Genomic DNA, 26,465 nt, shown 5'->3' with positions numbered 1-26,465 from the left:
GTCGGGATGCTCCCCGACCAGCACGTTCGCTGACCATGTGTACATTGTGGTCATCTTGTACAAGTTGTACGATTGGTGTATGATCTCCGTCACCCTTTCCCAGTTCCGCGCGCGTCAGAGCGACCTCATCGCACAGGCGCAGCGCGAACCAGTCGAGATCACCTCGCGCGGAGCGGGTCGCCGCGCCATCGTCGTCTCTCCTGAGTTCTTCGACCGCGCGCTCGAAGCGCTCGAGGACCAGGCCGACACCTACGCAGCACGGGAGGCTCGCGCGGAGACCGAGCCCCGCATCTCCCACGAGGAGCTGATGGCCGAACTCGGGCTCTGAGGCCGTCAGACCCCACGCTTGTCCTACCAGATCACATACAGCCGCGCTGCGGCCAAGGCGTTCCGCCGTATCCATCCGCGGGATGCCGAACGCATCAAGCAGGCTATCGAGGAACTTGCCGCAGACCCCCGCCCGGAAGGGGCCATCGTGCTGGTCGGCGGCGACGGCGAGATGCGGATCCGTGTCGGCGACTACCGGGCCGTCTACGACCTCCACGACGACGAGCTCGTGATCCTTATCCTGCGCGTCGCGCACCGGAGGGAGGTCTACCGGTGAACATCTACCATCAAGGCATGAATGAGGATACGACCAAGCCATTCAGGGGCAATGTCAAGTGGTGGGAGCAACGCCGGGGTTCACGCGGCGAGTAGTAGCTCGTTGAGTCGGTTGGCTGGGGTCTGAAGCTCAAGGGTCGGGCGGGGGCGACGGTTCAGTGTCGCAGCGACTCGGCGGAGGTCTTCGGGGGTATGGGCGGAGAGGTCTGAGCCCTTCTCGAACCAGAACCGCAGCAGCCGGTTGGTGTTCTCGTTGGTCCCGCGTTGCCAGGGCGAGTGCGGGTCGCAGAAGTAGAGCGTCGTGTCCAACGCGGTCTGGATCTGGGCGTACTCGGCCAGTTCCGTTCCGCGATCCCAGGTGATCGAGCGGCGCAGATGCTCGGGCAGGTCGCCCATCTCTCGGATCATCGCCGCAGCGACGGTATCGGCGGTGTGATCTCCGGGGAGGTGGAGCAGGATCGTGAAGCGCGTCGCGCGCTCGACGAGAGTGCCGATCGCAGTCCCATCACACCCGATGATGAGGTCTCCTTCCCAATGTCCCGGAACAGCCCGGTTCTCGACCTCGGCCGGCCGGTCACTGATCTTGAACGCTTCCTTGTAGGGGCTGTTCTTGCGCCGATCGGATGTGTGGGCAACACGCTTGTTCCGTTTCAGGGAGAGCTTCTGCGCCAGATCTGCCCGCAGCTTTCCGCGGGTCTGGACGTAGAGGGCCTGGTAGATCGTCTCGTGACTCACCTGCATAGTCCGATCATCCGGGAAGTAGAACTCCAACATTGCTGAGATCAGCGCCGGGCTCCACCCCTCATCCATCCACACCTCGATCAACCGGCACAGCGCCTCGTTCTCGATCAGCGCGAACGGCTTCGGACGCCGCCTGGCCTGGTGCGCTCTCGTGTGCGCGACAGACGCGTAATACACCCCGTCCGGGCTCGTATTGCGCTTCACCTCCCGCCAGATCACGGACTTATCCCGACCGATTTCCGCCCCGATGCGGGCATAACTCATGCCCGCACGTCGGCCCATCTGAATCATCCCTCGCTCGTGCGCTGTCAGCATCCGCTCACTGATCGGCATCACGTCCGGCACCGGATCAGCAAGACCACCCGTCGCGCCTCTATCGATCGTCATGCCCCCAGACTGGGCCCACCACCGCGATGCCGACGCAGTCCCCGCGCCGACACTCGCCGCAGCACTCACCGTCGTCGCGCCAGCGCACACCAAATCAACGAACGCAGTACGAGTACCAGGCGGAAACAACTTGACCATGAAACGCTCCTTCATCAGAGCGTTGCTCCCACCATATGAATTTGCCAGGCATGCGGTGAGGGCGATCATTCTCGACGGTCAGGAAAACGTGTTGCTCTGCCGGTTTTGGCATTGCGTCGAGAGTTGCTCGAAGAGGCCGGCCTCACCGTGAACACCGACCCGCCTTACGTCTGGCGTCAGGAAGTCGTCACTGCGGATCCTGACGGGAAGATCGGAATCCTCAACGACTACGTCCTCGTGCGCACCGCTCACTTCGATCCTCGTGGCCTCTTGCCCGATGATGACATCGCTGCCGAAGGCATCGATGTCATGCGTTGGTGGGCGCTCTCGGACAGCGCCGCATACAGCGGACCGGACCTGTTTTCCCCTCGAGACCTCTCATCTCTTTTAAGCGATCTGATCGCTGGAGGTGTTCCCCGGACGCCGGTTCCACTCGGTCTTCGAGCCGATTCCGCGCCCGCCTGGTGCCACACTGGATGCATGGCCCTTCACATCACCGGAGACACCGCCGCCGACACCCTGCTGACGGAGAACCCGCTCGCTCTGCTGGTGGGGATGCTCCTCGACCAACAGGTTCGCTGACCATGTAGTGAACGAGTACCGGTGGGAAGTGACGGCCGAGTGGCCCCTCATTCGCCCGCGCGAAAATTACGGCAGCAGGGCACAATCCGGAGCGGATGCCGCGAGCCGGGCATCGAGAGTCAGCAGCGAGCACCGTGCCGCACGGGCGAGCACGACATACATGGCGTCATAGGCGCTGATGTTGTGCCGCAACGCGTACACAGCGGACAACATGGACATCATCGGCACCTGCTCGACGCCGAGCGCGTCGAACTCACGGAACGCGCGCGACGCCTGCTCATCGGTGATCTGCTGACTGAGGGACCATCCGCGGACCACGGAGGCGACTTCAGTCGTGAGATGCTGCGGCGCGAGCAGTTCGTGCCCGTCGATCAGCAGGGCGGCCCGCCGACCGGCTTCGGTTCCGAACAGGATCTCGGCGACCGCAGATGCGTCGACGACCAGTGTCATCGACCCGGCCGCTGCTCTGCGAGCACCAGCGCCGCCGGTTCGAGCGAGGCGACGTCACGGCTCGCGATCCGGTCCAGCAGTTCGGCTCGACTCGGACGCGTCGCGAGACGATCGAGCTCACGCAGCAGGTAGTCGCTCAGCGAGCGACCCTCGAGCGCGGCCTTCGCCTTGAGCGCTCGGCTCGTCTCATCGGAGACATTGCGAACCTGGATCGTCGTCATGCAATCAACATACGTCATATGCATCTTGCATGCAAGCATACCGACGCCCTTGAGCAGTCATCGGCCTTCACATGGTCGTGAACGCCTCACCGAAGCGCAACGCTGGTCCACAAGCGGATGGCCTCCTGTATGTTTTCAGCGCCACAAGGTGGCACCATGAAACCATGGCCCTTCACATCACCGGAGACACCGCCGCCGACACCCTGCTCACGAACAACCCGCTCGCGCTGCTGGTCGGGATGCTTCTCGACCAGCAGGTTCGCTGACCATGGGGTTCGTCCAGTGATGCAGATCTGTGGTCAATCATCGGTCGCTTCTACGAGGAGCGATGCGATCGCTGCACGCACGCGGGGAAGATCGACGTTGATGGTGGCCCACACCGCGTCGTAATCGGTCGCCTCGTAGTGATGTGCGAGCCGATCGCGCATGCGCTTGATGCTCGACCAGGGCACCTGCGGGTTCGCGACGATCGTTTCATCGCTCAGCCGCGCGACGTTCTCACCGATCTTGATGATGATCGATTCGGCCGCAAGTCCCGGTGTATTGAGATCGTCCGAGACGTACCACTCGTGGCCTCGACCGGCGAGTCGCGTGCCGTCGTCGCACAACCGCACGATCTCGCGCAGCGACCGTTCGTCCTTATCGTTCACGCGGCCACCGCTGACCGGAGGATCGGATGATCAGCGGGGAGCCCTCCGTCTGTGACCACGTCGACCGGAACCCCGAGCAGCTGTTCGGCTGCGAAGGCGAACTCGGCGATCGTCAGCAATCCGACGTCCGGTGAGCGGGCGACAAGGATATCGAGGTCGCTCTGCGTTGTGTCCGTGCCCTGCCCGGCTGAGCCGAACACGCGCACGTTGTTCAGCCCGTAGTCCGCAGCGAGCTCCTTGAGTTCGTCACGATGCTGTTCGAGCGCCTCGTGAGGCAAGGGGCGCATCGCCGAGCGCAACCTACCGAGCATCGCCGCCGACGGATTCCGCCGCCCAGACTCATAAGCGGCGACGTTTGGCTGCGCAACACCGCTGCGCCTCGCGAGCTGCGATTGGCTGAGTCCAGCCCGTTCGCGCAACTCGCGCAACGTTTCACTCATATCATGATGATATCGCGCCCATGGATTCCGGGCAAGGGCCCTGTCATGCAATCTCCGTCTCCGGAGACCAGCCCACTCGCGAGGCTGTTCCATCCAGCGTCGATGCGAGAGACTATGGACATGGCTCTGCACATCACCGGCGACCCGGCCGCCGACGAACTGCTCACCGACAATCCCCTCGCCCTGCTCGTCGGGATGCTTCTCGACCAGCAGGTGCCGATGGAGACCGCGTTCGCCGGCCCGTTCAAGATCGAGCAGCGCACCGGATCAGTGGATGCCGCCGCCATCGCCGCCATGGATCCCGAAGCGTTCCTCGAGGCGTTCAAGCAGACGCCCGCCGTGCACCGGTTCCCCGGCTCGATGGCGACTCGCGTGCAGACGCTGTGCCAGGAACTCGTCGACGCCTGGGGCGGGGATGCCGCAGCACTGTGGACCCGCGACGACCCTGACGGTGCGGAGGTGCTGCGCCGCCTGAAGAAGCTGCCTGGCTTCGGCGAGCAGAAGGCGAGGATCTTCCTCGCGCTGCTCGGCAAGCAGTACGGGTTCACCGGCGCCGGCTGGCGCGAGGCATCTGCTCCGTACGGTGAGGACGGCTCTTACCGTAGTGTCGCCGACATCGTCTCGCCTGACTCTCTGACGAAGGTGCGCGAGCACAAGAAGGCGATGAAAGCAGCGGCGAAGGCAGCCGAGTAGACCGGGTGCTTGTCAAGGCCGGTCGAGCGGAGGATCCGATGACGCAGACTGGTCGCAGGCGATCCTGGGAGTGCGCATGTCGAGAAACGTCCGAAGGATGAACTGTCCGCCCGATGCGGTCTTCCGCGTGCTTGCTGACGGCTGGCTCTACCCGAGCTGGGTCGTCGGCGCATCGCGCATGCGCGACGTCGACGCCGCGTGGCCGCAGCCGGGTGCGCAGCTGCACCACTCGGTCGGGGTGTGGCCCGCCCTGATCGACGACACCACCAGCGCGGTCACCTGGGATCCTCCTCATCGCATGGTGATGACCGCTCGTGGCTGGCCGCTCGGCGAAGCTCGCGTGATGATCGACGTCAAGCCGTTCGGGAGCGGATGCCTGGTCCGCATCCAGGAGGAGGCCGTCAGCGGACCGGCGAAGGCCATCCCCCGCGTCATCTCGGATGTGCTTCTGCAGCAGCGCAACGCCGAGACGCTGCACCGGCTGGCATATCTGACTGAGGGATTCGCACCGGCGAACGCGGCATCCGACTCGGAGACCACATGACACCCCGCTCCTTCGATGTCGACGCCACCGTCGTCGGGGCCGGGCCCAACGGCCTCGCCGCCGCTGTCACACTCGCACGTGCGGGATTGTCGGTGCGGGTCTTCGAGCGTGCGGCACGCGCCGGCGGCGGCGCGGCGACCGAAGAACTCACTCTGCCCGGCTTCCACCACGACGTGTGCTCTGCGGTGCATCCGCTCGCGTTCGAATCCCGCTTCTTCCGCGAGTTCGGACTCCCCCGACGCGTGCCCTTCGCCGTGCCGGAGATCTCGTTCGCTCATCCGCTCGATGAAGGCAGGGCAGGGATCGCCTATCGGGACCTGGAGCGCACGGCGGAGAACCTCGGCGCGGACGGCAGGGCATACGCGAGCCTGATGCGTCCCCTGGTCGAGCGCTCCACGAGGGTCGCCGACTTCACCGGCGACACCCTCCTGCGCATCCCTCGTGACATCCCCACCGCTCTGGCCTTTGGGCTGGCGGCGATGGAACAGGGCAGCCCGCTGTGGAACGCGCGCTTCCGTGAGGATGCCGCCCCGGCCATGCTCACCGGTGTCGCATCGCACACGATCCTGCCGTTGCCAGGTCTGGCCAGCTCCGGCGCCGGGCTCGCCCTGACCGCTTACGCGCACGCGAAGGGGTGGCCGATTCCGATCGGCGGAAGCCAGAGCATCATCGACGCCATGGTCGACGACCTCGTCGCGCATGGCGGTGAGCTCGTGACCGATCATGAGGTGACTTCTCTCGACGAGCTGCCTGCGTCGCGCGTGACGCTGCTCGACGTCACACCGCGCGCGCTGAGCAGGATCGCCGCCGAGCGGATGCCGGACCGTTACCGTCGAGCGCTCGGTCGCTTCCGCTACGGCAACGCCGTGGCGAAGGTGGACTTCGCGCTCTCCGCTCCGGTGCCGTGGTCGCATCCCGAGCTCGGTCGCGCCGGAACCCTCCATCTCGGCGGCACGAGGGCCGAGATCGCGGCTGCTGAGAACGCCGTCGCGCACGGCACCCTCTCGGATTCTCCCTACGTGCTCGTCTCGCAGCCCTCGCTGTTCGACGACACCAGGGCGCCTGCCGGTCAGCACACGCTCTGGACGTACACGCATGTGCCGGCTGCGTCGCGCGCAGACAGGTCGGAGGCGGTCATCCGTCAGATCGAACGGTTCGCACCGGGCTTCCGGGACACGATCCTCGGAATTTCGTCGCGCACGGCGCTCGAGGTGGAGGGTCACAACCCGAACTACGTTCGCGGCGACATCTCCTCCGGCACGCCGGACCTCGCCCAGTTGCTGCGGCGCCCCGTGCTCAGCCCCGACCCGTGGCACACGCCGATGAAGGGCGTCTACCTGTGCGGCGCGTCGACGACTCCAGGCCCCGGAGTGCACGGGCTGGCGGGATGGCACGCGGCGCTGAGTGCGCTGCGGAATGACTTCGGCACCACAGCACTGCCCGACCTGTCACCGCGCTTCTGACGGAGAATGAGTTCATGAAGCAGACCGGTTCCAACGTCGCCGCCCTCATCGCCGCGGCGGCGCCCGCCAGCAGGCGAAGGGATGCCGAGACGCTGACTGCGCTGATGCAGGAGATCTCCGGCCGCGAGCCCGCCGTATGGGGCACGATCATCGGCTTCGGCTCGTGCCACTACCGCTACCCGACCGGCACCGAAGGCGACATGCCCATCCTCGCGTTCGCACCGCGCAAGGCCGCCTCCACGATCTATCTCGACGACACGGGGCGGCACGCAGGTGCACTTTCAAAGCTCGGTCCGCACACGCTCGGCAAGGGATGCCTCTACATCAAGGACCTCGAGAAGGTCGATCTCGATGTGCCCGGCGGCATCCTCGAGAACACTCTCGCGTGGACCGAAGCCGGTGGCGACGACTACGCGACGATCACCGTCACTGACTGACTGACGTTCAGCGGACGCCGTAGCGCGCGACGATCTCCTCGGTGAGAGGCGGCCAGATGCGCTTGTGCTCATCGCTGAAGGCGACGCCGGAGAGGAACGCCGCGCCGAGGTCACCAGCCCGGTCGATGAACAGGAAACTGCCCTGCCCACCGAAGTGCCCTGCGGTCTCGGGCGGAAGACTGTCGCTCAACCAGTGCGGACTCTTCGCACCCTTGAGCTCGAATCCGAGTCCCCACTGGTTGTCGTCGAACGAGCCGTATCCGGGCACGACGCCACGCAGCCCGGATCGTGAGACCGAGAGCGCGAGGTCGCGCAACGCGACCGGGATCAACGCCGGTCGCAGCACTTCACGTGCGAAGGCCAGCAGATCTGCGATCGAGGCTCGATAGCCAGCGGACGGGCGACCGGTCACGTCGGTGTCATGCATGCCCAACGGCACGATGACTTCGCGGGCCAGCCACTCGGCGAACGGCATGCCGACGGACTCGCCCACGTGAGCTCCGAGTGCATCGAACCCGGCGTTCGAGTAGATGCGCCGCGTTCCGGGCGCTGCCTGCGTCTGGTCGCCCTCGAAAGGCAATCCACTGGTGTGGTCGAGCAGGTTCAGCAGCGTGGATCCCTCCGGCCCGACCGGCTCGTCGAGGTCGACGAGCCCCCGCTCGACGGCGATCAGCACGCCCCACGCAGATATGGGCTTGGAGACGGATGCCAGGGGGAGGGCGGCGCGCGGATCTCCCTGCACGGCGACGGCCTGCTCCGGGCCGGTCACCCCCACCAGCGCCGTGTGCGGGAAGCCGTCCGTCGCTGCGAAAGTCGTGGTCTCCACCGTGCTCAGGCGCCCTTGAGGCGCTCGGCCAGGTACTCGTGGAGCTTCTCGACGGGGATGCGCTCCTGCGCCATCGTGTCGCGATCGCGCACGGTGACAGCGTGGTCATCGAGCGAGTCGAAGTCGACCGTGACGCAGAACGGCGTGCCGATCTCGTCCTGACGGCGGTAGCGCCGACCGATCGCGCCGGCGTCGTCGAAGTCGATGGCCCAGCGTCCACGCAGCGAGTCGGCGACCTCACGAGCGAGCGGCGAGAGCTTCTCGTTGCGCGACAGCGGAAGGACCGCGACCTTGACCGGCGCCAGGCGAGGGTCGAGCTTCAGCACCGTGCGAGTGTCGGTGCCTCCCTTCGCGTTCGGCACCTCCTCCTCGACGTACGAGTCGACGAGGAACGCCATCATCGAGCGGGTGAGTCCGAACGAGGGCTCGATGACGTAGGGGGTGTAGCGCTCACCGGATGCCTGGTCGAAGTAGGACAGGCTCTGCCCGGAGGCCTCGGAGTGGCTCGAGAGGTCGTAGTCGGTGCGGTTGGCGACGCCCATGAGCTCGCCCCACTCCTTGCCGGGGAAACCGAAGCGGTACTCGAAGTCGATCGTGCCGGCCGAGTAGTGCGCCCGCTCGTCTTCGGGAACGTCGAAGCGGCGCATGTTGGCCGTGTCGATGCCGAGGTCCTCGAACCAGGCCCAGCATGCCTCGACCCAGTGCTCGAACCACTCCTGCGCCTCGGCCGGCGGCACGAAGTACTCGATCTCCATCTGCTCGAACTCACGCGTGCGGAAGATGAAGTTTCCCGGCGTGATCTCGTTGCGGAACGCCTTGCCGACCTGGCCGATGCCGAACGGCGGCTTCTTGCGGCTGGCTGTGAGCACGTTCGCGAAGTTCACGAAGATGCCCTGCGCCGTCTCGGGGCGCAGATAGAACAGTCCCGACTCGTCGTCGACGACGCCGAGGTAGGTCTTCACCAGACCCGAGAATGCCTTCGGCTCGGTGTACTGTCCCTTGTTGCCGCAGTTCGGGCACGGCACGTCCGCGAGGCCGTTCTCCGCCTTGCGGCCCTTGCGCGCCTCGAAGTCCTCGATGAGAGTGTCGGCACGGAAGCGCTTGTGACAGCTCAGGCACTCGACCAGCGGATCGGTGAACGTCGCGACATGGCCCGACGCCTCCCAGACACGCTTCGGAAGGATGATCGAGGAGTCAAGGCCCACCATGTCGCCGCGTCCGCGGACGAAGGTCTGCCACCACTGGCGGCGGATGTTCTCCTTCAGCTCCGTGCCGAGAGGACCGTAGTCCCACGCGGAACGCGAACCGCCGTAGATCTCACCCGCTTGGAACACGAACCCGCGGTGGCGGGCGAGGCTGATGACCTTGTCAAGACGGGACTGTTCGGCCACGGTGGCTCCAATGGTCGGGAGAGATTCGGATGCTGCGCGCGGACATGCCGCGGCATCCTCCATCCTATCCGCGCCGACGCGCCCGATTCAGCCCTCGACCGCGGCAGCGGCGGCAGCCGCGCGCACCAGCCATGCCGGGGTCTTTCCAGGTCGCGCGAAGGGCACGAGTCGCCCTGCCGCGCTCTCGGCCACGAGCTGCTCGGCCCGCGCGATGCGCGTCGCCGGACGCTTGGCGGTCGCGGTCCAGTGGCGCACCGCCTTGCGGTAGCCCGCGGCCGCGGCGTCGAGAAACGCCTGCGCTGCGGCAGACGATTCGAGCACAGCCTGCACCTCGGGCTCGAGCTCCGCGTCGTCATTCTCGTGAGAATACGTTCCGGTTCGCTCTGCGCTTCGAGCCTCGAACGCTCCGAGGCCGGCGGATGCCATCCTCCCCTCGGCCACGAGTCGTTCGACGTGCCCCACATTGACCTTCGACCAGGTGCTGCCTGCCTTGCGGGGCGTCCAGCGCTGGCGACGCCGGTCATCGTCGATGGGCTGCGACACCGAATCGATCCATCCGAAGCACAGAGCCTCGGGAACGGCATCCGCCCACGTCAGACCCCGATCGGCGACGTGCGCCTTGCGCACCTCCATCCACAACTCCGATTCGGAGGCGTGATGCCGTTCGAGCCAGGTGCGGAACTCCGCCGCGTCACGGAAGTACACCGCAGGCTTCTCCGCCGAACCCCCCGACTGCCCCGCCTCATCGTCCATGGGAACAGGATGCCACGAGCCTCCGACACCTGTTCAGCGGTGCCGCCCGACGCGGCCGTCGAACCCGATCGCACCTGCCACTCTTCGTCGAACCAGAGACTGTCAGGACGGCATGCGCGCGACGATGCCGATCTCCTCGGATGCGGAGGCCAGCCGCTCGTCGTAAGTCCATAGCTCGTCCGCCCCGACTGCCACCGCCGTCGCGAGGTGTATCGCATCGAGGGACCGCAGAACAGGAGGCCCGATGATGCGGGCGCTCTCGAGGATCGGACCGGTCATCGGCGCGATGCCGATACCCTCCATGGCGAGGGCTGAGGCGACCGAGATCTGTCGTGGGTCGTGATCATCAAGTCGCACCCGCAACGCTCGAGACACCTCGACACGAGCAAGGGCGGAGGCGATGAGCAGATGTCCTCCTGCGACTGCCTGTGTAAGCGCGGTCGAAAGTGCGCCCTGGTGCTCCTCCTTCGAGACTCGCTTGACGAGCGCGCTCGAATCCACGTAGATGCTCACAGGCGATCCTCACGCAATTCCTCGAGGATCTGCGCCATCGTCTTCCCCGGAGGGGGAACGATTGTCGGCGTCACGGGCCGGTACGGGCGCTCAGGTGGAATCACCCAATCCGGGTACGGCGCTCCACGCTTGGCCTCGCCGATCCCGAGATGTTCATCGACAGCGCGTCGGAGGATCTCCTGCTGGCTGACGCCCGTGCGCTGCGACTCGACGCGCAGCGCTGCTGCCGCTTCATCGCTCAAACGCAGATTCATCGCCATGGGAAAATGGTACCAGAGCCGCAGGCAACTGGTACCAGAACCTTACACTCACTCGGTAAACAGGTATCCCTGCTCCACATCGAAACCGGCGACCCGAAGTCCGCGCCCGAGCAGCTCTTCCATCTCGCCGCGCAACCGGAGGCGCCACTCGTGTGCCGCGTCGGGGTCCGAAACCCGCATCCCCTCGACGTCCGATGGGATCTCGAGCGTCGCCTCGACGGCCTCGGCCGCCGGGTGCTTCGCGATGTCGGCGAGCGCCCACTCGACGTCGAGCCGGTCGCTCTCGTCACCGGCGTCCCCGCCTCCGAAGATGCCGTACTGGTTCACCGCGTATGCGGTCACCCTGGCGCCCAGCACGGTGAGGAAGAAGTGCGCGTTGCGTGCGACGAGCGGGTCGAAGGTCCACGTGATCCGGCCGACCTCCCGCGAGAACGCCCATTGGCGCTGGTGCTCTTTGAGCTCGCGGCCCCATCCACGGCCGCGGTACTCGGGGATCAGCGCAGTGATGTGCGAGTGCATCGTGCGCTGGCCCGGGACGCCGAAGAAGGCGACGGATGCCCCGACCATGCGCTCCGATCCGTCTTCGTCGTCGAACAGCCCGACGACGTAGTTGCCGGATTGCTGCAGCGCGCGCAGCGTGCCGGCATCGATGACCCGCTCGGGCCCGCGGATGGAATCCAGCAGGGACTGCGCCTCGATGATGAGTTCAACGGTGTCCAGGTCACGTATGGTTCGCACGCACCCAGTCTGCCCCTCCTCCGCCTCGTTCGGAAACGAAGAAGCGGATGCGGAACCGGCTGAACCGGATCGCTGCCGCGACGACAGCCAGGCGAGCAGCGATCAGGACCCGACGAACTCCTCGGTCGGACCGAAGTCCGGGCTCTCGCGCACTTCGACCGTGGGCCCCAGCTCATCAGTGTCGAGCACGACGATCTCGTTCGCTCCCGCTTTCCAGAGCGGGCCCGGGGCATAGAGCGTCTGCTGCGGACCGACCTTCCAATAGCGGCCGAGCAGGAATCCGTTCAGCCAGACCATGCCCTTGGCGCCGCCGGGGAAGGCGAGCCACGCGTCCGCCGGAGTTTCGACGTCGATGGCCGCACGCGCGACGCCTGCATCGTCGGCCGCGCTCTTCGCCGGCACCTCGGCGGGGGCCACCGCATCCGCCGCTTCCCGCGCACCCGCGGAAGGCACCCCGTCGCGCGGAAGCGCACGGTGCGTCCAGCCGTGCACGTACCGGCGGCCGTTGATGCGCACCCCGTGCATGATGCCCTTGCCCTCGCCTGTGCGTGGGCCGTAGTTGATGCGTCCGAGGCTCTCGACCACGATCGTCAGCGTCGCCCGGCGCGCCGCGCCCGGTAGCGCCAGCGACAGCCGCCTATCGCGCTCCAGCGTTCCGATGCGCTCGTCGTCGATGAAGACCGTCGCGCGGTCGTGCAGCGTGTCGATGTCGACCGTCGCATCCGCCGGCACATCGATGTGCGCCTGGTACACGACGATGCCGTCCTCCACGCCGAGCTGTTCGAAGGTCTGCGGCAAGGGAGTGGACTCGCCCACCACAGGCAGCGATCCGGCGAACGCGCGCAACGAGGCCACCGGGCGCAACGGCGCCGCCTGAGCGGTCTGCATCGGTGCCGGTGCGGGGCGCTCCGGCAGCTCGCCGTCGTGGAACGGCGCGAACGCGGCGCGCAGCGCCTCGAACTTCGCGTTCAGCGCTCCGCCCTCGCCGATCGGCGCATCCGAGTCGTAGCTGGTGATGGTCGGCTGCAGCGCGCCGTCATGATTGGCGCCGTTCCACAGCCCGAAGTTCGTGCCGCCGTGCGCCATGTAGACGCTGACGGATCCACCGGCCGCGAGCAGTTCTTCGACCGTGCCGATCATGCTCTGCGCCGAGCGCACGTGATGCTGCTCCCCCCAGTGATCGAACCACCCGCCCCACAGCTCGCTGCACATGAGGGCGTCCTCTTGAAGACGCAGCTCCTGCGCGGTGGAGACACCGGTGCCGAAGGTGAACGTGGGCAGCGCGCCGGCCACCGAGCCGTGCGTGACCATGTCGGGGGTGATGCCGTCAGCCGTCGTCAGCAGCTCCACGATGCCGCGTGTGAGCAGCGCATCGCGCTGGTGCTCGAGGTATGCGCGGTCACTCCCGTATGAGCCGTACTCGTTCTCGATCTGCACGGCGACGATCGGCCCGCCGAACGCGGCCTGCAGCGGCACGATGCGCGGGATCAGCGCGTCATACCAGCGGTCGACGGCGGCCAGGTACGCCGGATCGCTCGTTCGGAGGGCGCTCACCCGTCCGGTCAGCCAGAACGGCAGCCCGCCGTTCGACCACTCGGCGCAGATGTAGGGGCTCGGGCGCAGGTAGACATCGAGTCCGACCTCACCCGCGAGTCGGATGAATGCTTCCAGGTCGCGCCAGCCGTCGAAACGGGGCTCACCTTCGGTGCGCTCGTGGAAGTTCCAGGCCACGTACGTGTCGACCGTGTTCGCACCCATCGCGGCGAGGCGGCGCAGGCGGTCCTCCCATTGGGCGGGATGCACCCGGAAGTAGTGCAGCGCCCCCGCGAGGATCCGATACGGCCGCCCGTCTCGGAAAAGCTGCCCCTGCCGTGATGTAATCGCCGGAGCGATGTCCGGCGACGACGAGGATGCGTGGTTCAAGAGGACTCCTGCGTGACTCTCGCTCCGACGCTGCGGAGTGCGGACGGATGCATGCGTGCGCAGCCGCGCATGACTCTACCGGACGGCCTCGATCTCGCTCCGACGCGCCAAACCCGTGCCGGGCTCCGATAGCCTTGCACGGTGGGAGACAGAGACGACAGAGCCAGGAAGCGCCTCTCCCGCACCCCGAATCGTGGCCTCACGGTCGCTGTGCTCGCCTTCGCCGGCCTCTGCGCGTCATTCATGTTCACATTGGTCGTGCCACTGCAGGCCGAGCTGCCCACGCTTCTGAACGCCTCTCGCGAGGACACCACCTGGGTCGTCACGATCACACTGCTCGTCGCGGCCATCGCGACCCCGATCTCCGGGCGCCTCGGCGATATGTACGGCAAGCGTCGCGTCATCGTGGTGCTGCTGGCGGCGCTCATCGTCGGCTCGGTGATCGCCGCGCTGTCCGGATCGATCGTCGGCGTGATCATCGGCCGCGCACTGCAGGGCGGCGTCACCGGCGTCATCCCGCTCGGCATCGCGATCATGCGCGACATCCTCCCGACGAACCGACTCGGCACCGCCGTCGCCCTGATGAGTGCGACCATGGGCGTCGGCGGTGCGCTCGGGATGCCGCTGGCCGCGTATCTCGCTCTGAACGCAGACTGGCACTCGCTGTTCTGGCTCGCCGCCGGTCTCGGCGTCGTAGGGCTCATCCTGGTTCTGCTGTTCGTCCCGGAGGACGTGCTTCTCTCCCCCGGTCGCCTCGACGTGCTCGGCGCCATCGGGCTCGCGATCGGGCTGACCGGCCTGCTGCTGTACGTATCCCGGGGAGCACAGTGGGGATGGACGTCGCCCATCGGGCTCACGCTCCTCATCGGCGGGGTGCTCGTAATGCTGATCTGGGGTTGGTATCAGCTGCGCACGAAGGATCCGTTGCTGGATCTGCGCGTGGCGGCACGGCCAGCCGTGCTCTTCACGAACATCGCCGCGATCGGCATGGGCTTCGCGCTGTTCGGATCGAACGTCACTTTCCCGCAGATGCTCGAACTGCCGGTGGAGACGGGCTCAGGCTTCGGCCTCGACATGGTCACCGCAGCCTTCATCGTCATGCCCGCCGGCCTGGTGATGATGATGATCTCGCCACTCTCCGGATGGCTCGAGCGCACAATCGGTCCGCGCCCGTTGTTCACCGGCGGCGCCTTCGCGATCGTGCTGGCATACGTCTACGTGCTCATCTGGTCAACCGAATGGTGGAACATCCTCGTCGCGAACGCGATCATCGGCGTCGGCATCGGGTTCACCTTCGCAGCCATGCCGATGATCATCATGCGCGCGGTCCCCGCGAACGAGACGGGTGCATCGAACGGACTGAACGCGCTGTTCCGCTCGGTGGGCACCTCCAGCGCGTCGGCGGTCATGGGTGCGGTGCTGGCCGCGATGAGCGTCGAGGTCGATGGCGTCGCCGTACCCACACGTGAGGCGTTCAACGTCTGCTTCTGGCTCGCCATCATCGCCGCCATCATCGCCGTGGTGCTGTCGCTGTTCATCCCGAAGACCCGCACCGCCGAACCGCGTCCGTCACTCCCGAACTGAACCACGCACTCCTACGCCGTCATCGCGTCGGTGCGGGGTCCAGTCGTCCATCCGTCGAGGCTACCTGGGTGCAGATGTCAGCAGGGATCACGGATGTCGGTCGAGATCTGCGGTTTTCGACCGACACCCTCCGTGATTTGGACTGACAAGTGTCCGAGCCCAAGGTCCGGACCGATCAGATTCGGAGTCAGGCGCGGACGGCGTAGCCGCCGGTCCAGCTGATCTGCTCGCGGACGGCGAGCACCATCTGCAGGAACCCGAGGGCCTCGAGCTCACGCGCGCGCTTCAGCGCACCGGCATCCGCGACCTTGAGGCCCCCGGCGACGATCACGTCGGCGAGGAGCTTCTTGGCCGCTTCGTCGTCACCGGCGATCTGCACGACCGTCGGCTCGCCACCGAGCTCGCCGGCCGCGAGAGTCGCGGCGAAGGTCGTGTTGAAGGCCTTGACGACCTTTGCCGCGGGGACGAGAGCTGCAAGCTCTGCAGCGGCAGAAGAGTCTGCCGGCACGACCAGACCGTCGAAGGTGGCGAAGTCGACCGGGTTGGTGATGTCGACGACGACCTTGTTCGCGAGCTGGTCGCCGTAGATGCCGGCGACCTCGGCCAGTGCCGGGTAGGGAAGAGCGAGAACGACGATCTCACCCGAGATCGCGTCGCCCACGACTCCGGCGGATGCATTGATGGATGCCGCGGCAGTGCCGGCCTTCTCGAGGTCGCGCGCCAGGATCTGCACAGTGGAGCCGCCCTTCGCGGCGATGCCGGCGATGGCCTGGCCCATGTTCCCTGTTCCGATGACGGTGATCGCAGTCATTGTGTTGCCTTCCTTTTGCGCCGTCGCACTTAGTTGCTTCGGCAATTAATATTCACAACCCACTTGCCCCGACAACTATTCCCGGCAGAATAGGACCATGGTCGCTTCCCTTCCCCGCATGACGCAGGAGCAGTCCCGAGCCTGGCTCGCACTGATCAGCACGGCCGAGCTCCTTCCGGCCGCGCTCGACGCCCAGCTGCAGCGCGACGCCGACCTCACGCACTACGAATTCATCCTGCTCAGCGCCCTTCAACGCGCGGGCGCCATGCGCCTGAGCGATCTGGCCGCAGCGACCAATGCGACACTCCCCCGCGCCTCGAAGGTCGTCAGCAGGCTTCAGCAGCGCGAACTACTCGAACGGGCGGAGAGCACGACGGATCGGCGCAGCGTGCTGCTCAGACTCAGCAGACAGGGCCGTCGACGGCTGGTGCTCGCGACACCTGAACATTTCGCCACCGCGCATCGACTGGTGCTCGATCGCCTCTCACCGGCGCAGCTCGACGCCCTCGCCGACGCACTCGAACCTGTGGTGCAGGCACTGGATCCGCAGCAGCGGTTCGGGCCCTTCTGAGCACCAGCTGTCAAGCATGGCGGCCCACGAGCGCGACCAGGAGCGCGGCGCGATCGAGGCTGTTCAGCGGATTGAGCCCCGTGAGACCCTCTATGCGCAAGACACGCTTGCGCACGGTGTTCTCGTGAACGTACAGCTCTGCCGCTGCCGCCGGCACAGCGCCGTCCCGATGGCACAGCACTTCGGCGGTGAGCAGCAACTGCGTGCGGTGACGCAGGTCGTATTCGCGCAGCGGGGCGATCACGTGGTCGACGAAGGGCGCGAGCTGGTCAGGAGTGAGTCGGTGAACGAGCCCGTGCCACGTCGCCAGATCGCGGGGGCCCGCGGCTCGGCCGAGTCGAGACGAGACCTCGACGGCTGCGAACGCCTCCCTGACCGCCGTCGCGGCTCGGTCGAAGCCGACCGGTCCGCTCCAGCCGAACGGTAATCCGACCTCGCGCGCTGCCGACAGCATCCCTGCGATCTTCTCCCCAGGAAAGACCGCGACCGCGTTCTGTCCGATATCGCCTTTCAACACGGCGTCGTCGATTGGCCAGGCGATGCGGCGAGCCACGACCACGCCGACCGTGTCGATCGACTCCGCACGTGCGCCGAACTCCTGTTTGAGCACCTGCGAACTCGCCTGGCCGCGCCGGACCATGTCGACGATCGCTCCGACTCGCGATCGTTCCCGCGCCTCGAGCTGGTGACGATTCTGTTCGTTCGCGAGCCGCTGGGTGATCTCGACGAAGGCGACGTCGGCGGGGATCGACAGCACCGCGACGCCCAGGGCATTGGCCGCGCCGATGAGCGCCGGCGGAACCTCATCAGCCACCACGCCGAGCGCGAAGCCGATCACCGCAGCACCCGCGGCGCAGACGGACTCCACGAATTTGCGTTGCGTGGCGACGTCGACGATGGATATCCCCGCCGTCAGCACCAACTCGTCCCCGCGAAGGTACGGACTTGGATCGACCAGATCCGACGGCAGAGACCACCGGATCACCCGATCGAGCCCGACCATCTCGCCGACCAGTGCCACGCGCGGTTCGTTCCATGCGAGCAGATCGGCGACGCGGACTGCGCTCGGGTCGCGCAGGTCAGGTGACTCCCCGGCGGGATATCTCATGTGCTGACGATATGGCTGCGTTGTTTCCTCATCGTTTCGCCCCGATTGCCGGGGGTGGCGGATACTCCACCTCGGGACGCGCGCATGGGGAGCCGTCACCACAGAATCCGGCGGCGCAACAGCGACGAAACATTCGAGGACTCCAATGGGCACCAACAGAAAGGGGTACCCAATGACCATCGCCTCCTCCCCACCCGTCACAGATGCCACCCCGACCACGGTCGACCGCGACTACCCGCTCTCCCGCGTTCCGTCACAGGCACGCCAGGGATGGTTCGGCGTCCTCGTCGTCGTCGCGGGATTTATCTTCTTCACCCCGACCATGGTCACCGGCGGCCAGGTCGCGGGAGCCTTCGGGTTCGGGCCGTTCCTCGGCCTCGCCGCGATCGCCACCGCGGTGCTCGCTCTCTACGTCGCCACCCTCGCTGCCGCGAGCGCACGAACCGGACTGTCGACCGTGCTCATCTCGCGGCTGGCCCTCGGCCGTGTCGGGGGCAAGTGGGCATCGATCGTGCTCGGTGGCACCCAGATCGGCTGGTACGGCATCACTGTCGGCATCTTCGCCAATTTGCTCGCCTCCGCACTCGGCTGGACCACTTCCTGGCCGCTGGCGATCGTCGGCGGCGCTCTCATGGCGACCACCGCGTACTGGGGATTCAAGGGCATCGAGGTGCTGTCCTGGATCTCTGTACCACTCATGTTCGCCCTGTGCATCTGGATCACCGTGCTCTCGATCGAAGAGGTCGGCGGAGTGCCGTCACTGTTCGAGACGACCGGCGATGGGTCCATCGCCCCAGGCATGGCGCTGACGATGATGATCGGCACGTTCATCTCCGGCGGCACGCAGATCGGCAACTGGACCCGCTTCTCCCGCAGCACCCGCGCAGCCTTCTTCACCTGCCTCGGAGTCCTCCTCGTCATCGAAAGCGCGATGCTCATCTTCGGTGGCGTCGGCGCGATCGCCTTCGGAGAACCGGACTTCACGGCCTTGCTGTTCACGATCGGGCTCGCCGGACTCGGCGTCTTCATGTTGACGTTCAATCTGTGGACCACGAACGACAACGCTGCCTACGCATTCGGCGTCGCCGGTGCAGAGCTGTTCGGCACGAACGACAAGCGGCCCTTCATCATCGGAGGCGTGATCATCGGCACCGCCCTCGCGGCGAGCGGCCTCGCCGACTCGATGACCATGTTCCTCGTCACTCTCGGCACCGTGATCCCCCCACTCGGAGGCGTCATCATCGGCACCTTCCTGTTCGTCTGGCGTCGACGCGACCCCGGGTCCGATGTCGCCACCGTCCCGCTGTTCGTCTGGCCCGGCATCATCGCGTACCTGCTCGGCACCGCGGCAGCCCTGTTCGGCACCATCACCGGAATCGGGAGCCCGGCGGTGCAGGGCGTTCTCGTCGCGATCATCGCGGCGCCTGTCTGCCATATCATCGCCCGGAGCCGGAATCGAGTCGCCAAGTGAACGCCACACTAATCCGCAATGCGGACATCATCACCATGGACGCGAACTCGCACGCGACTCCGATACGCCGTGATCTGCGGATCGCGGACGGCTGCTTCACCGAGATCGGCGTCGGCCTCACGCCGTTGCCCGGTGAGACGGTGATCGACGGGAGCGGGATGCTGATCACGCCGGGATTCGTGAACGCCCACACGCACTCCTGGGAGTACCTGTACAAGGGGCGGTACGACAACATGCCGCTGGAGCTGTGGATGGCCTACTCGTATCCGATCCTCGGCGGCAGCCCGATGACGCCGGATCTGATTCGACTCCGCACACTCATGTTCGCGATGGAGTCGATGAAGTCGGGGGTCACGACCCTGATCGACGATGTGCTCGAGACACCGGGACAAGACCTGGACCAGCTCGCCGCGGTGGTCGGTGCGTACACGGACATCGGCATCCGCGCCAATGTCTCTGGCCACATCATCAATCGACCGTTCGTCGACACCCTGCCGTTCGTCACGGACTGGCTGCCCGATGAACTCGTGCGCCAGGTCCGTTCCGCTCCGACGCTCACCGCGGCGGAGTACCTCGACTTCTCACGCGAGGCATTCAGGCGGCACCACGGATCCGCGGGAGGACGCATCCGCTACATGCTGGCTCCTTCCGGACCGCAGCGATGCACGGACGACCTCCTGGTCGGAGCGAACGCACTCTCGGCCGATTACGACGCCGAAGTGCACATCCATGTTCTGGAGACGAAGACACAGGCCGTAACCGGGGACGAGCTCTACGGTGGCCGAACCCTCGTGCAGCACCTCGACGAGATCGGCGCACTGAGCCCTCGCACGACCTTCGCGCACGGCATCTGGGTCACGGACGACGACATCGAGCGCATCGCGCGCGCCGGGGTGTCGGTGTCGCACAACGCCATCTCGAACCTGAAGCTCGGCTCAGGCATCCTGCCGTGGCGCGCGTATCAGGACGCCGGCGTGAACCTGGGTCTGGGCACCGACGGCTGCTCCTCCAGCGATACCCCGCGCCTCATGGAGGTGATGAAGATGACCGCTCTGCTACACAAGGTCAGCGAACCGGACTTCGAGCGCTGGCCGACGGTGCCGGAGGTGCTCGAGGCGGCGACGATCGGCGGTGCGCGCAGCGGTGTGCTCGACGGGTCCATCGGGTCCATCGAGGTCGGCAAGCGTGCCGACCTGGTCATGTTCGACACGACGACCCTCGCTTTCATGCCGACCAATCGTCTCGAGAACCACCTCGTCTACAGCGAGAACGGATCGTCGATCGTGCGCGTGATGGTCGATGGTGTGGTGACGGTGGAGAACGGCCGGCTCACCCAGATCGACGAGGACGAGGTCATCGCCGCCTTCCGGGAGGAGATGCCACGGATTCGGGAGGAGCAGGATCGCCTGGATGCGATCAACGACACCTTTGCTCCGACGTTCACCCGCATGCATCTCCAGTCCGCCGCGCGGCAGATGCCCGTCAACAGGTGGTCCGGGCACGCGCGCAGCTGGGTCGACACCCACGAGCACGTCTGATCTGCTCGGTGTCCCGGACTCTGATGGGCCGGGACACCGACGTCCGTTCCCTGTCACGAGCGAAGCCACGGTGCACGCCTGTCGGCTTCGGCCTCAGTGCGCGTACTCCATGAGCTCGAGTCCGAGCACGCGGAACGCATCGTGCACGCGCAGCCGGTGGGTGATCGAGAGGTCGTCGAAGCAGACGATCATCGCGTAGGCGATCCCCGACCGGGGACCGGCGAGCACGCCGGCTTCTGCGCGCACACCGCGCTCGCGCCCCGTCTTGTTGATGAACAGCAGCCCATGAGCGTCGTGGTCGTGAGCGAACGGGTCGAGCCCAGTGGATGCCGCGACCAGACTCAGATCGTGGTTCAGGCTCAGCCACTCCGATACCTGTGCGCTGACGGCGACATTGACCGCCGTGGAGTTCACGAGCGCGGAGAACAGCCCGGCGAGCTCCCGTGTCGTGCCGACCGCGAGATGCGGGGCGTCATCCGGCCCTCGCTCGTCCCGGAAGCGATCGAGCAGTGCCGTCTGAGAGAGGCAGAGCGACTCGAGACGCTCATTCACGCGGTCATCCCCGACGTGCGTGAGGAGGGCGTTCACCGCCATCGGATCGCCCGCTGCCGCCGCGAGCACGGCGAGGTCGACCAGCGGCAGCGCCGGCGCCCGCAGGTTGCGCCACACTCCTGCCGTCGTCACCAAGTCAGTCGCGGATCGATCGACGATCTCGAGCGGATCCAGCGTTCCTGCTTCGAACCCTGCGGCGACCTCGATCAGCAGCGGCACGACACCGAGCCCCGCGATCGGCATCGTGACGTGATCGTCGCCGGCCAGCACCTGGGCACCGCTGTCGAGATCCGTGACGTGCACCGAGACCTGTGCGCCAGCATCCGCCAGCTCCTCGAGCGCACGCACGGTGGCGACGAATGACCTGCGGCCCACGGCCGCACGACGCGGAACACGCCGACGGCTGCGCTGTGATCTGCGCAGCATCGCAGGCGGCGAAGTCCCTTCGACGGGCTCAGGGGCCGGGGGAGTGCCCACGCATGTTCCTTCCCAGGAAGGTCTTCAGGGGACGCTGCCGGGAGCACGCCCCCCCAGCAGCACTCGCTATCGTAACCCCGCTGACCATGCACGTGTCATGGTCTGTCGGCAAAGATCACCAGATCGTCACACGCTGTTCGCGGGGAAGGTGCAGCGCGTCCGCATCGGTCACCTCGAACGCGTCGTAGAAGGCATCGATGTTGCGCACGATCTGGTTGCAGCGGAACTCATTCGGCGAGTGCGGATCGATCGTGAGCAGACGGATCGTCTCGGCGTCGCGGCTCTTCTGCTGCCATACCTGCGCCCACGAGAGAAGAAGTCGTTGCACGCCGGTGAGACCGTCGATGACCGGCGACGGCGAGCCACCGAGTGACAGTTCGTATGCCTTCAGCGCGATGCCCAGGCCGCCCAGGTCGCCGATGTTCTCACCGATCGTGAGGGCGCCGTTGACGTGGTTCTCGGCCGCGAGCCCGACAGGCACCAGCGCCTCGTACTGGGCGATCAAAGCCTTCGTACGCTCCTCGAAGGCTGAGCGGTCAGCATCCGTCCACCAATCGTCGAGCTTGCCCGAGCCGTCATAGCGACTGCCCTGATCGTCGAATCCGTGACCGATCTCGTGGCCGATTACGGCGCCGATTCCGCCGTAATTGGCCGCGGCGTCGCGGGAGGCGTCGAAGAACGGGTACTGCAGGATCGCGGCGGGGAAGACGATCTCGTTCATCGAGGGGTTGTAGTAGGCGTTGACCATCTGCGGCGGCATGTGCCACTCATTGCGATCGATGGGTTTGCCGACCTTGTCGACGTTGCGGTCGTGCTCGAAGATGTTCGCGCGTCGGACGTTGCCGAAGATGTCCGCACCGTCGATCTCCAGCGTGGAGTAGTCGCGCCACACCTCGGGGTGGCCGATCTTCGGTGTGAACGCATCGAGCTTGGCCAGTGCCCGCTCGCGGGTCTCCGGGCTCATCCATTCGAGGGTCGTGATGCTCTGCCGGTACGCCTCAATGAGGTTCGCGACGAGCTCATCCATCGAGGCCTTTGCCGTCGGCGGGTAGTGGCGCTCCACGTAAACCTTGCCGATGGCCTCGCCCAGAGCGCCTTCGGTGACGGAGACGCCGCGCTTCCAGCGCTCGCGGATCGTCGGGACACCCGAGATCTCGGTGCCGTAGAACGAGAAGTTCTCCTGCACGATGTCGTCGGTGAGGTAGGGCGCGGCGGCGTGCACGACGTGCGCGCGCAACCACGACTTCCACTCGTCCAGCCGCTCCTCGGTGAGCAGCGTGCCGAGACCCTCGAGTGCGCTTGGCTGCGAGACGACGGCTTCGGCGAAGGGATGCGTTCCCTGAGCCTGTCGAAGGGTGGTCGGCACGACCGCGTCACGCCACGGTGCGAGGTCGACGCCGATCAGGCTCTGCAGTTCATCCCAGGTCTTGAGGTTGTAGGTGGCGACGGCGTCGCGGCTGGCGACGTTGTCCCAGTGATGCGAGGCGATCTGCTTCTCTAGCTCGAACGAACGCTCGGCGTCGCCCGCAGCATCCGCGATGCCGGCGAGCGCGAGCAGTCGCTCGAGGTGAGCGCGGTACGCAGTGCGGGTGGCTTCGAAGCTCTCGAGGCGGTAGTAGCTCTCGTCGGGCAGCGAGAGGCCCGACTGCACGAGAATCGGCAGGTAGCGCTCTGGATCACCCGGATCGCCGTCGACGTAGAGGCCGATCAGGTGCGCACGGCCGTCGCGCTCGTAGGCGCCGATCGTCGCGAGAAGAGAGGGGATGCTGTCGATCCGATCGATCTCGGCGAGAGTGTCGGCGAGCGGCGTGACCCCGGCGGCGTCGATGCGCGCGGTGTCCATGAAGCTCGAGAACATGTCGCCGATCTTGCGTGCGAGCGTGCCGGCCTCTGCGTCCTGCGACTCTTCGATGATCGTCCGCACGTCTTTCTCGGCCTGTTCGGCGAGCAGGTGAAACGATCCCCACCTGGCTTTGTCTCCCGGGATTTCGGTGCGCTCGAGCCACGAGCCGTTCACGTACCGGTACAGGTCGTCCTGCGGACGGATCTCGGAGCTGAATTCTTCGGTGGCGAGTCCTGCAGGGAGAGCATCAGTCATGGTGTCCACCCTAAACGCGCTCTCGGACACGCGAGCCCTTCAGATGGCATCGTCTGCGGCGCGATCGCCCGAGGGAATCGTGCGGAGAAGACTTTCCGGGTCTCGACGGCGTTCTAACCCCGGTTTTCCTTCTTGCGTCGACCGAACCGGCGCCGAGAGGGTTCCGGCGCGGCGACGGGTGCGGGTCGCGCGGCGCGGCGCTTGCGCCAGGCCTCGACCTCAGCATCCACGTCGCGCATCCGTGTGACGACCGGCGGGCCGCCCTGCAGTTGGCGGCGGGCGGCGATGATCCGCCTGTTGAAGTCCTCCAGCACCTCGCGCACGTCGCTCTCACGAGCGAGCTGATCGAGGTTCGCGTCGAGCTCGCGGTCCTCCACGCGCAGCAGCAGCGCAGGAGGGCCGAGGCCGGACAGATTCTCGGTCTCGATCTTGCGTCGGATCCACCAGTCGGGATCGTGGTGCGTGCCGAGGCCCTCGATGGGCTTACCCGCTCCAGGGAGATCGTCGAATTCACCGCGGCGGATCGCGAGCTGGATCGCCGTCTCGACGAACTCATGCTGATTCTCGGCGGTGAGCTGCGTCGGGGGCGCTTCCGGCTCGGCATCCATCTCGGCGTCCAGCTCGTCGCCTTGCCGCGCCCGGTATCGGGCGGCCGCGTCTCGAGGATCAGTCATCGTCCACCTCCGTCCGCATGCCGGTTCCTCCAGCCTACGACGGCGACGAACCGCGTGAACCCCGGCGTTGCTCCCACCACTTGACATTGCCGCGCTATGACCGGCGAAAATCTCCTTTCAACCCGCGGGACGAGCGTGCGAGCGTGAAGGCATCGGCCAGCCCTGCACGGCATAGGCTCGAACGGTGACCGCGCGCCAGACCCTCAATCGAGAGATCCTGCGCCTCGCCGTCCCCGCTCTCGGCGCGCTGGTCGCCGAGCCGGCGTTCCTGATGGTGGATGCTGCGCTCGTCGGCCACCTCGGCGTCACACCGCTCGCCGGCCTCGGCATCGCGAGTGCCGTGCTGCAGACGATCGTCGGGCTGATGATCTTCCTCGCCTATTCGACGACCCCGGCGGTCGCTCGACGATTCGGCGCGGGCGACAAGCAGGATGCCGTGAGCGTCGGGATCGACGGCATGTGGCTGGCGCTGGGCCTCGGCGCGGTGCTCGCCGTCGCGGGCGCACTCTCCTCGCCGTGGCTGGTGTCGCTGTTCGGCGCATCCGCCGAGGTCGCCGAGCAGGCCGACGTCTATCTGTCGATCTCGATGTGGGGCCTGCCCGCGATGCTCATCGTGTTCGCCGCGACGGGCCTGCTGCGCGGCATGCAGGACACCGTGACCCCGTTGTGGATCGCCGGGGCAGGGTTCGGTGCGAATGCGCTGCTGAACTGGCTGTTCATCTACGGCTTCGGCTGGGGCATCGCCGGCTCAGCCGCCGGCACGATCGTCGCGCAATGGGGCATGGTCGCCGCCTATGTGCTCATCATCGGCCGCCTCGCACGCCGGCACTCGGCATCCGTCCGTCCTCAGCGCGACGGCGTCCGTGGTTCGGCGCGCTCGGGCGGCTGGCTGTTCCTGCGCACCGTGAGCCTGCGCGTCGCCCTGCTCGTCACAGTCGGCATCGCCACTGGCATCGGCACCACCGAGCTTGCCGGCTGGCAGGTGGTGTTCACGATCTTCTCGGCCGCGGCGTTCGCGCTCGATGCGCTCGCGATCGCCGCACAAGCGCTGATCGGCAAGGGCCTCGGCGCGGGCGACATCCCCGGCGTGCGGCATGTTCTCGCCCGCACGGTCGCGTGGGGCGCGTGGTTCGGTGTGATCGTCGGCGGACTGATCGCGGCGCTGTCGGGTGTGATCGGGCTCGCGTTCACCGGTGACCCGGCCGTCGCGGCTCTCATCCAGCCGGCGCTGATCGTGCTCGCTGTTGCGCAACCGATCGCAGGGATCGTGTTCGTGCTCGACGGCGTGCTGATGGGATCCGGCGACGTGCGATACCTGGCCATCGCCGGCGGGCTCAACCTTGTGCCGTTCCTGCCCGCGCTGTGGATCATCACCCTCGTCGGAGTCGACGGCACCGCCGGGGTGACCTGGCTGGCTGTGGCTTTCTTCGGCGTCTACCTGCTCGCCCGCTTCGCGACGCTCGGCTGGCGTGTGAAGACCGGCGGGTGGTTGAGCGCATCGGTTTAGGCGACTCGATCTCCACAGGTGCGTTCGGATCGGGATCACCCACCGAACGCGAGTGGGCGCTGGCGCCTCTGGCATTCTGAGTGCGGACCGACGACAATAGAAGGGTGCTGACCATGAACGAACCGCAGGTATGGACGCTGATCGGCGTCTTCGCCACTGGCCTGTTCGGCATGATCACACTGATGTCCACGATGTTCGTGCGCATCATCCGCACCGAGATCCAGGGCGTCCATCATCGTCTCGACCGCCTCGACGCCGACGTCAACGCGCTGATGCGGCATACGTTCGGCATTCAACGCGACTGACACCCGTCTTCGGTGG

29 protein-coding genes and 2 pseudogenes are annotated in these 26,465 nt (G+C 66.5%); 14 read left to right on the top strand and 17 right to left on the bottom strand.

Translation table 11 applies throughout. The annotated features are described in order from the left end of the window. Positions 1-79: 79 nt before the first annotated feature. Positions 80-328, top strand: coding sequence for a type II toxin-antitoxin system Phd/YefM family antitoxin (locus JF52_RS0108755; protein ID WP_033105824.1), 249 nt, complete (start codon positions 80-82; stop codon positions 326-328). Positions 329-346: 18 nt separating this feature from the next. Next, positions 347-604: a type II toxin-antitoxin system RelE family toxin gene (locus JF52_RS0108750; RefSeq protein ID WP_033105823.1), complete on the top strand. Its 258-nt coding sequence runs from the start codon at positions 347-349 to the stop codon at positions 602-604. Positions 605-684: 80 nt separating this feature from the next. Here the strand turns inward: JF52_RS0108750 and JF52_RS0108745 are convergent, their stop codons facing one another. Next, positions 685-1,869 carry an IS30 family transposase gene (locus tag JF52_RS0108745; RefSeq protein ID WP_052166658.1) on the bottom strand — a complete coding sequence of 395 codons (1,185 nt, stop codon included), beginning with the start codon at positions 1,867-1,869 and terminating at the stop codon, positions 685-687. Between the two features lie 480 nt (positions 1,870-2,349). Between JF52_RS0108745 and JF52_RS17255 the strand changes: the two are divergent. Further along, positions 2,350-2,445, top strand: a pseudogene (locus JF52_RS17255) (HhH-GPD-type base excision DNA repair protein); the annotation flags it as partial. A gap of 72 nt (positions 2,446-2,517) precedes the next feature. Here JF52_RS17255 and JF52_RS0108735 read toward each other — a convergent pair. Together JF52_RS0108735 and JF52_RS0108730 are read right to left on the bottom strand one after the other, a co-directional pair. After that, positions 2,518-2,901: a type II toxin-antitoxin system VapC family toxin gene (locus JF52_RS0108735; protein ID WP_033105822.1), complete on the bottom strand. Its 384-nt coding sequence runs from the start codon at positions 2,899-2,901 to the stop codon at positions 2,518-2,520. Next, the gene (locus tag JF52_RS0108730) at positions 2,898-3,122 is read right to left on the bottom strand and encodes a FitA-like ribbon-helix-helix domain-containing protein (protein ID WP_033105821.1); all 225 of its coding nucleotides are present in this window, start codon (positions 3,120-3,122) and stop codon (positions 2,898-2,900) included. Before JF52_RS0108730 ends, JF52_RS0108735 begins: the two co-directional genes overlap by 4 nt. 164 nt (positions 3,123-3,286) lie before the next feature. Here JF52_RS0108730 and JF52_RS17250 point away from each other — a divergent pair. After that, positions 3,287-3,382: pseudogene (locus JF52_RS17250) on the top strand (HhH-GPD-type base excision DNA repair protein); the annotation flags it as partial. 39 nt (positions 3,383-3,421) lie between these two features. Here the strand turns inward: JF52_RS17250 and JF52_RS0108725 are convergent. Both JF52_RS0108725 and JF52_RS0108720 read right to left on the bottom strand, forming a co-directional pair. Next, the gene (locus tag JF52_RS0108725; protein WP_033105820.1) at positions 3,422-3,772 is read right to left on the bottom strand and encodes a HepT-like ribonuclease domain-containing protein; all 351 of its coding nucleotides are present in this window, start codon (positions 3,770-3,772) and stop codon (positions 3,422-3,424) included. Beyond that, the gene (locus JF52_RS0108720; protein WP_084595717.1) at positions 3,769-4,212 is read right to left on the bottom strand and encodes an XRE family transcriptional regulator; all 444 of its coding nucleotides are present in this window, start codon (positions 4,210-4,212) and stop codon (positions 3,769-3,771) included. The genes JF52_RS0108725 and JF52_RS0108720 overlap by 4 nt, the downstream gene beginning before the upstream one ends. 120 nt (positions 4,213-4,332) lie before the next feature. Between JF52_RS0108720 and JF52_RS0108715 the strand changes: the two genes are divergently transcribed. The 4 genes from JF52_RS0108715 (at position 4,333) to JF52_RS0108700 (ending at position 7,349) form a co-directional block, all read left to right on the top strand. Then, positions 4,333-4,905 (top strand): HhH-GPD-type base excision DNA repair protein, encoded by a 573-nt coding sequence (locus JF52_RS0108715; RefSeq protein WP_033106512.1) that lies wholly within the window; start codon positions 4,333-4,335, stop codon positions 4,903-4,905. A 76-nt stretch (positions 4,906-4,981) separates the two neighbouring features. Next, a complete protein-coding gene (locus tag JF52_RS0108710; protein ID WP_033105819.1) occupies positions 4,982-5,449 on the top strand; it encodes an SRPBCC family protein in 468 nt (155 codons plus the stop codon). Continuing rightward, positions 5,446-6,912, top strand: a complete 1,467-nt coding sequence (locus tag JF52_RS0108705; protein WP_033105818.1) for a phytoene desaturase family protein — start codon at positions 5,446-5,448, stop codon at positions 6,910-6,912. Before JF52_RS0108710 ends, JF52_RS0108705 begins: the two co-directional genes overlap by 4 nt. 14 nt (positions 6,913-6,926) lie before the next feature. Further along, positions 6,927-7,349 (top strand): DUF1801 domain-containing protein, encoded by a 423-nt coding sequence (locus JF52_RS0108700; protein WP_033105817.1) that lies wholly within the window; start codon positions 6,927-6,929, stop codon positions 7,347-7,349. Between the two features lie 7 nt (positions 7,350-7,356). Here JF52_RS0108700 and JF52_RS0108695 read toward each other — a convergent pair whose 3' ends face one another. From JF52_RS0108695 to JF52_RS0108665, 7 genes are all read right to left on the bottom strand, one after another. Further along, a complete protein-coding gene (locus tag JF52_RS0108695) occupies positions 7,357-8,175 on the bottom strand; it encodes a serine hydrolase domain-containing protein (protein ID WP_084595716.1) in 819 nt (272 codons plus the stop codon). A gap of 5 nt (positions 8,176-8,180) precedes the next feature. After that, positions 8,181-9,566, bottom strand: a complete 1,386-nt coding sequence (locus JF52_RS0108690) for a glycine--tRNA ligase (protein WP_033106510.1) — start codon at positions 9,564-9,566, stop codon at positions 8,181-8,183. An 87-nt stretch (positions 9,567-9,653) separates the two neighbouring features. Next, a complete protein-coding gene (locus tag JF52_RS0108685; protein ID WP_052166856.1) occupies positions 9,654-10,319 on the bottom strand; it encodes a YdeI/OmpD-associated family protein in 666 nt (221 codons plus the stop codon). A 102-nt stretch (positions 10,320-10,421) separates the two neighbouring features. Next, entirely contained in the window at positions 10,422-10,832 is a 411-nt protein-coding gene (locus tag JF52_RS0108680; RefSeq protein ID WP_033105816.1) for a type II toxin-antitoxin system VapC family toxin, read from the bottom strand. Further along, a complete protein-coding gene (locus JF52_RS0108675) occupies positions 10,829-11,092 on the bottom strand; it encodes a ribbon-helix-helix domain-containing protein (RefSeq protein WP_084595715.1) in 264 nt (87 codons plus the stop codon). The genes JF52_RS0108680 and JF52_RS0108675 overlap by 4 nt, the downstream gene beginning before the upstream one ends. Before the next feature lie 48 nt (positions 11,093-11,140). Next, complete coding sequence (locus tag JF52_RS0108670; protein WP_033105814.1) at positions 11,141-11,830, bottom strand: GNAT family N-acetyltransferase; 690 nt, start codon at positions 11,828-11,830, stop codon at positions 11,141-11,143. A 102-nt stretch (positions 11,831-11,932) separates the two neighbouring features. Beyond that, on the bottom strand, positions 11,933-13,753 hold the full coding sequence (locus JF52_RS0108665; protein ID WP_200880977.1) for a glycoside hydrolase family 35 protein: 1,821 nt from the start codon (positions 13,751-13,753) through the stop codon (positions 11,933-11,935). 141 nt (positions 13,754-13,894) lie between these two features. Here JF52_RS0108665 and JF52_RS0108660 point away from each other — a divergent pair, with 141 nt between their 5' ends. Next, the gene (locus tag JF52_RS0108660) at positions 13,895-15,337 is read left to right on the top strand and encodes an MFS transporter (RefSeq protein WP_084595714.1); all 1,443 of its coding nucleotides are present in this window, start codon (positions 13,895-13,897) and stop codon (positions 15,335-15,337) included. Between the two features lie 187 nt (positions 15,338-15,524). On the opposite strand, the gene JF52_RS0108655 is transcribed toward JF52_RS0108660, so the two are convergent. Beyond that, positions 15,525-16,148, bottom strand: a complete 624-nt coding sequence (locus JF52_RS0108655) for an NADPH-dependent F420 reductase (protein WP_033105812.1) — start codon at positions 16,146-16,148, stop codon at positions 15,525-15,527. A 97-nt stretch (positions 16,149-16,245) separates the two neighbouring features. Here JF52_RS0108655 and JF52_RS0108650 point away from each other — a divergent pair, with 97 nt between their 5' ends. Next, the gene (locus JF52_RS0108650; protein ID WP_033105811.1) at positions 16,246-16,719 is read left to right on the top strand and encodes a MarR family winged helix-turn-helix transcriptional regulator; all 474 of its coding nucleotides are present in this window, start codon (positions 16,246-16,248) and stop codon (positions 16,717-16,719) included. Positions 16,720-16,729: 10 nt separating this feature from the next. Here the strand turns inward: JF52_RS0108650 and JF52_RS0108645 are convergent, their stop codons facing one another. After that, a complete protein-coding gene (locus JF52_RS0108645; protein WP_033105810.1) occupies positions 16,730-17,827 on the bottom strand; it encodes a PucR family transcriptional regulator in 1,098 nt (365 codons plus the stop codon). Positions 17,828-17,999: 172 nt separating this feature from the next. Between JF52_RS0108645 and JF52_RS0108640 the strand changes: the two genes are divergently transcribed. Next, a complete protein-coding gene (locus JF52_RS0108640) occupies positions 18,000-19,298 on the top strand; it encodes a cytosine permease (protein ID WP_033105809.1) in 1,299 nt (432 codons plus the stop codon). Continuing rightward, a complete protein-coding gene (locus tag JF52_RS0108635; RefSeq protein WP_033105808.1) occupies positions 19,295-20,836 on the top strand; it encodes an amidohydrolase family protein in 1,542 nt (513 codons plus the stop codon). Before JF52_RS0108640 ends, JF52_RS0108635 begins: the two co-directional genes overlap by 4 nt. Positions 20,837-20,929: 93 nt before the next feature. On the opposite strand, the gene JF52_RS0108630 is transcribed toward JF52_RS0108635, so the two are convergent. The 3 genes from JF52_RS0108630 to JF52_RS0108620 all read right to left on the bottom strand — a co-directional run bounded on the left by JF52_RS0108630 (position 20,930) and on the right by JF52_RS0108620 (position 24,637). Then, complete coding sequence (locus tag JF52_RS0108630) at positions 20,930-21,865, bottom strand: serine hydrolase (protein ID WP_052166855.1); 936 nt, start codon at positions 21,863-21,865, stop codon at positions 20,930-20,932. 115 nt (positions 21,866-21,980) lie between these two features. After that, entirely contained in the window at positions 21,981-23,963 is a 1,983-nt protein-coding gene (locus tag JF52_RS0108625) for a M13 family metallopeptidase (RefSeq protein WP_033106506.1), read from the bottom strand. 113 nt (positions 23,964-24,076) lie between these two features. Beyond that, positions 24,077-24,637 (bottom strand): DnaJ family domain-containing protein, encoded by a 561-nt coding sequence (locus JF52_RS0108620; RefSeq protein WP_033105807.1) that lies wholly within the window; start codon positions 24,635-24,637, stop codon positions 24,077-24,079. A 184-nt stretch (positions 24,638-24,821) separates the two neighbouring features. Here JF52_RS0108620 and JF52_RS0108615 point away from each other — a divergent pair, with 184 nt between their 5' ends. Further along, on the top strand, positions 24,822-26,144 hold the full coding sequence (locus JF52_RS0108615) for an MATE family efflux transporter (protein ID WP_033105806.1): 1,323 nt from the start codon (positions 24,822-24,824) through the stop codon (positions 26,142-26,144). 113 nt (positions 26,145-26,257) lie between these two features. Continuing rightward, positions 26,258-26,449: a hypothetical protein gene (locus tag JF52_RS0108610; protein ID WP_084595787.1), complete on the top strand. Its 192-nt coding sequence runs from the start codon at positions 26,258-26,260 to the stop codon at positions 26,447-26,449. The last annotated feature ends 16 nt before the right edge of the window (positions 26,450-26,465 follow it).

The sequence above is a fragment of the Microbacterium profundi genome, assembly GCF_000763375.1.
GTDB lineage: Bacteria > Actinomycetota > Actinomycetes > Actinomycetales > Microbacteriaceae > Microbacterium > Microbacterium profundi.
The sequence above is the reverse complement of the archived record's forward strand: the minus strand, read 5'-3'. Positions and strand labels throughout refer to the sequence as shown.

Excerpts from the sequence above, each read along its gene's own strand:
- JF52_RS0108755 (WP_033105824.1), top strand. The coding sequence starts at position 80 with ATGATCTCCGTCACCCTTTCCCAGTTCCGCGCGCGTCAGAGCGACCTC.
- JF52_RS0108745 (WP_052166658.1), bottom strand. The coding sequence starts at position 1,869 with ATGGTCAAGTTGTTTCCGCCTGGTACTCGTACTGCGTTCGTTGATTTG.
- JF52_RS0108735 (WP_033105822.1), bottom strand. The coding sequence starts at position 2,901 with ATGACACTGGTCGTCGACGCATCTGCGGTCGCCGAGATCCTGTTCGGA.
- JF52_RS0108730 (WP_033105821.1), bottom strand. The coding sequence starts at position 3,122 with ATGACGACGATCCAGGTTCGCAATGTCTCCGATGAGACGAGCCGAGCG.
- JF52_RS0108720 (WP_084595717.1), bottom strand. The coding sequence starts at position 4,212 with ATGAGTGAAACGTTGCGCGAGTTGCGCGAACGGGCTGGACTCAGCCAA.
- JF52_RS0108715 (WP_033106512.1), top strand. The coding sequence starts at position 4,333 with ATGGCTCTGCACATCACCGGCGACCCGGCCGCCGACGAACTGCTCACC.
- JF52_RS0108710 (WP_033105819.1), top strand. The coding sequence starts at position 4,982 with ATGTCGAGAAACGTCCGAAGGATGAACTGTCCGCCCGATGCGGTCTTC.
- JF52_RS0108705 (WP_033105818.1), top strand. The coding sequence starts at position 5,446 with ATGACACCCCGCTCCTTCGATGTCGACGCCACCGTCGTCGGGGCCGGG.
- JF52_RS0108700 (WP_033105817.1), top strand. The coding sequence starts at position 6,927 with ATGAAGCAGACCGGTTCCAACGTCGCCGCCCTCATCGCCGCGGCGGCG.
- JF52_RS0108685 (WP_052166856.1), bottom strand. The coding sequence starts at position 10,319 with ATGGACGATGAGGCGGGGCAGTCGGGGGGTTCGGCGGAGAAGCCTGCG.
- JF52_RS0108675 (WP_084595715.1), bottom strand. The coding sequence starts at position 11,092 with ATGGCGATGAATCTGCGTTTGAGCGATGAAGCGGCAGCAGCGCTGCGC.
- JF52_RS0108655 (WP_033105812.1), bottom strand. The coding sequence starts at position 16,148 with ATGACTGCGATCACCGTCATCGGAACAGGGAACATGGGCCAGGCCATC.
- JF52_RS0108650 (WP_033105811.1), top strand. The coding sequence starts at position 16,246 with ATGGTCGCTTCCCTTCCCCGCATGACGCAGGAGCAGTCCCGAGCCTGG.
- JF52_RS0108645 (WP_033105810.1), bottom strand. The coding sequence starts at position 17,827 with ATGAGATATCCCGCCGGGGAGTCACCTGACCTGCGCGACCCGAGCGCA.
- JF52_RS0108640 (WP_033105809.1), top strand. The coding sequence starts at position 18,000 with ATGACCATCGCCTCCTCCCCACCCGTCACAGATGCCACCCCGACCACG.
- JF52_RS0108625 (WP_033106506.1), bottom strand. The coding sequence starts at position 23,963 with ATGACTGATGCTCTCCCTGCAGGACTCGCCACCGAAGAATTCAGCTCC.
- JF52_RS0108620 (WP_033105807.1), bottom strand. The coding sequence starts at position 24,637 with ATGACTGATCCTCGAGACGCGGCCGCCCGATACCGGGCGCGGCAAGGC.
- JF52_RS0108610 (WP_084595787.1), top strand. The coding sequence starts at position 26,258 with ATGAACGAACCGCAGGTATGGACGCTGATCGGCGTCTTCGCCACTGGC.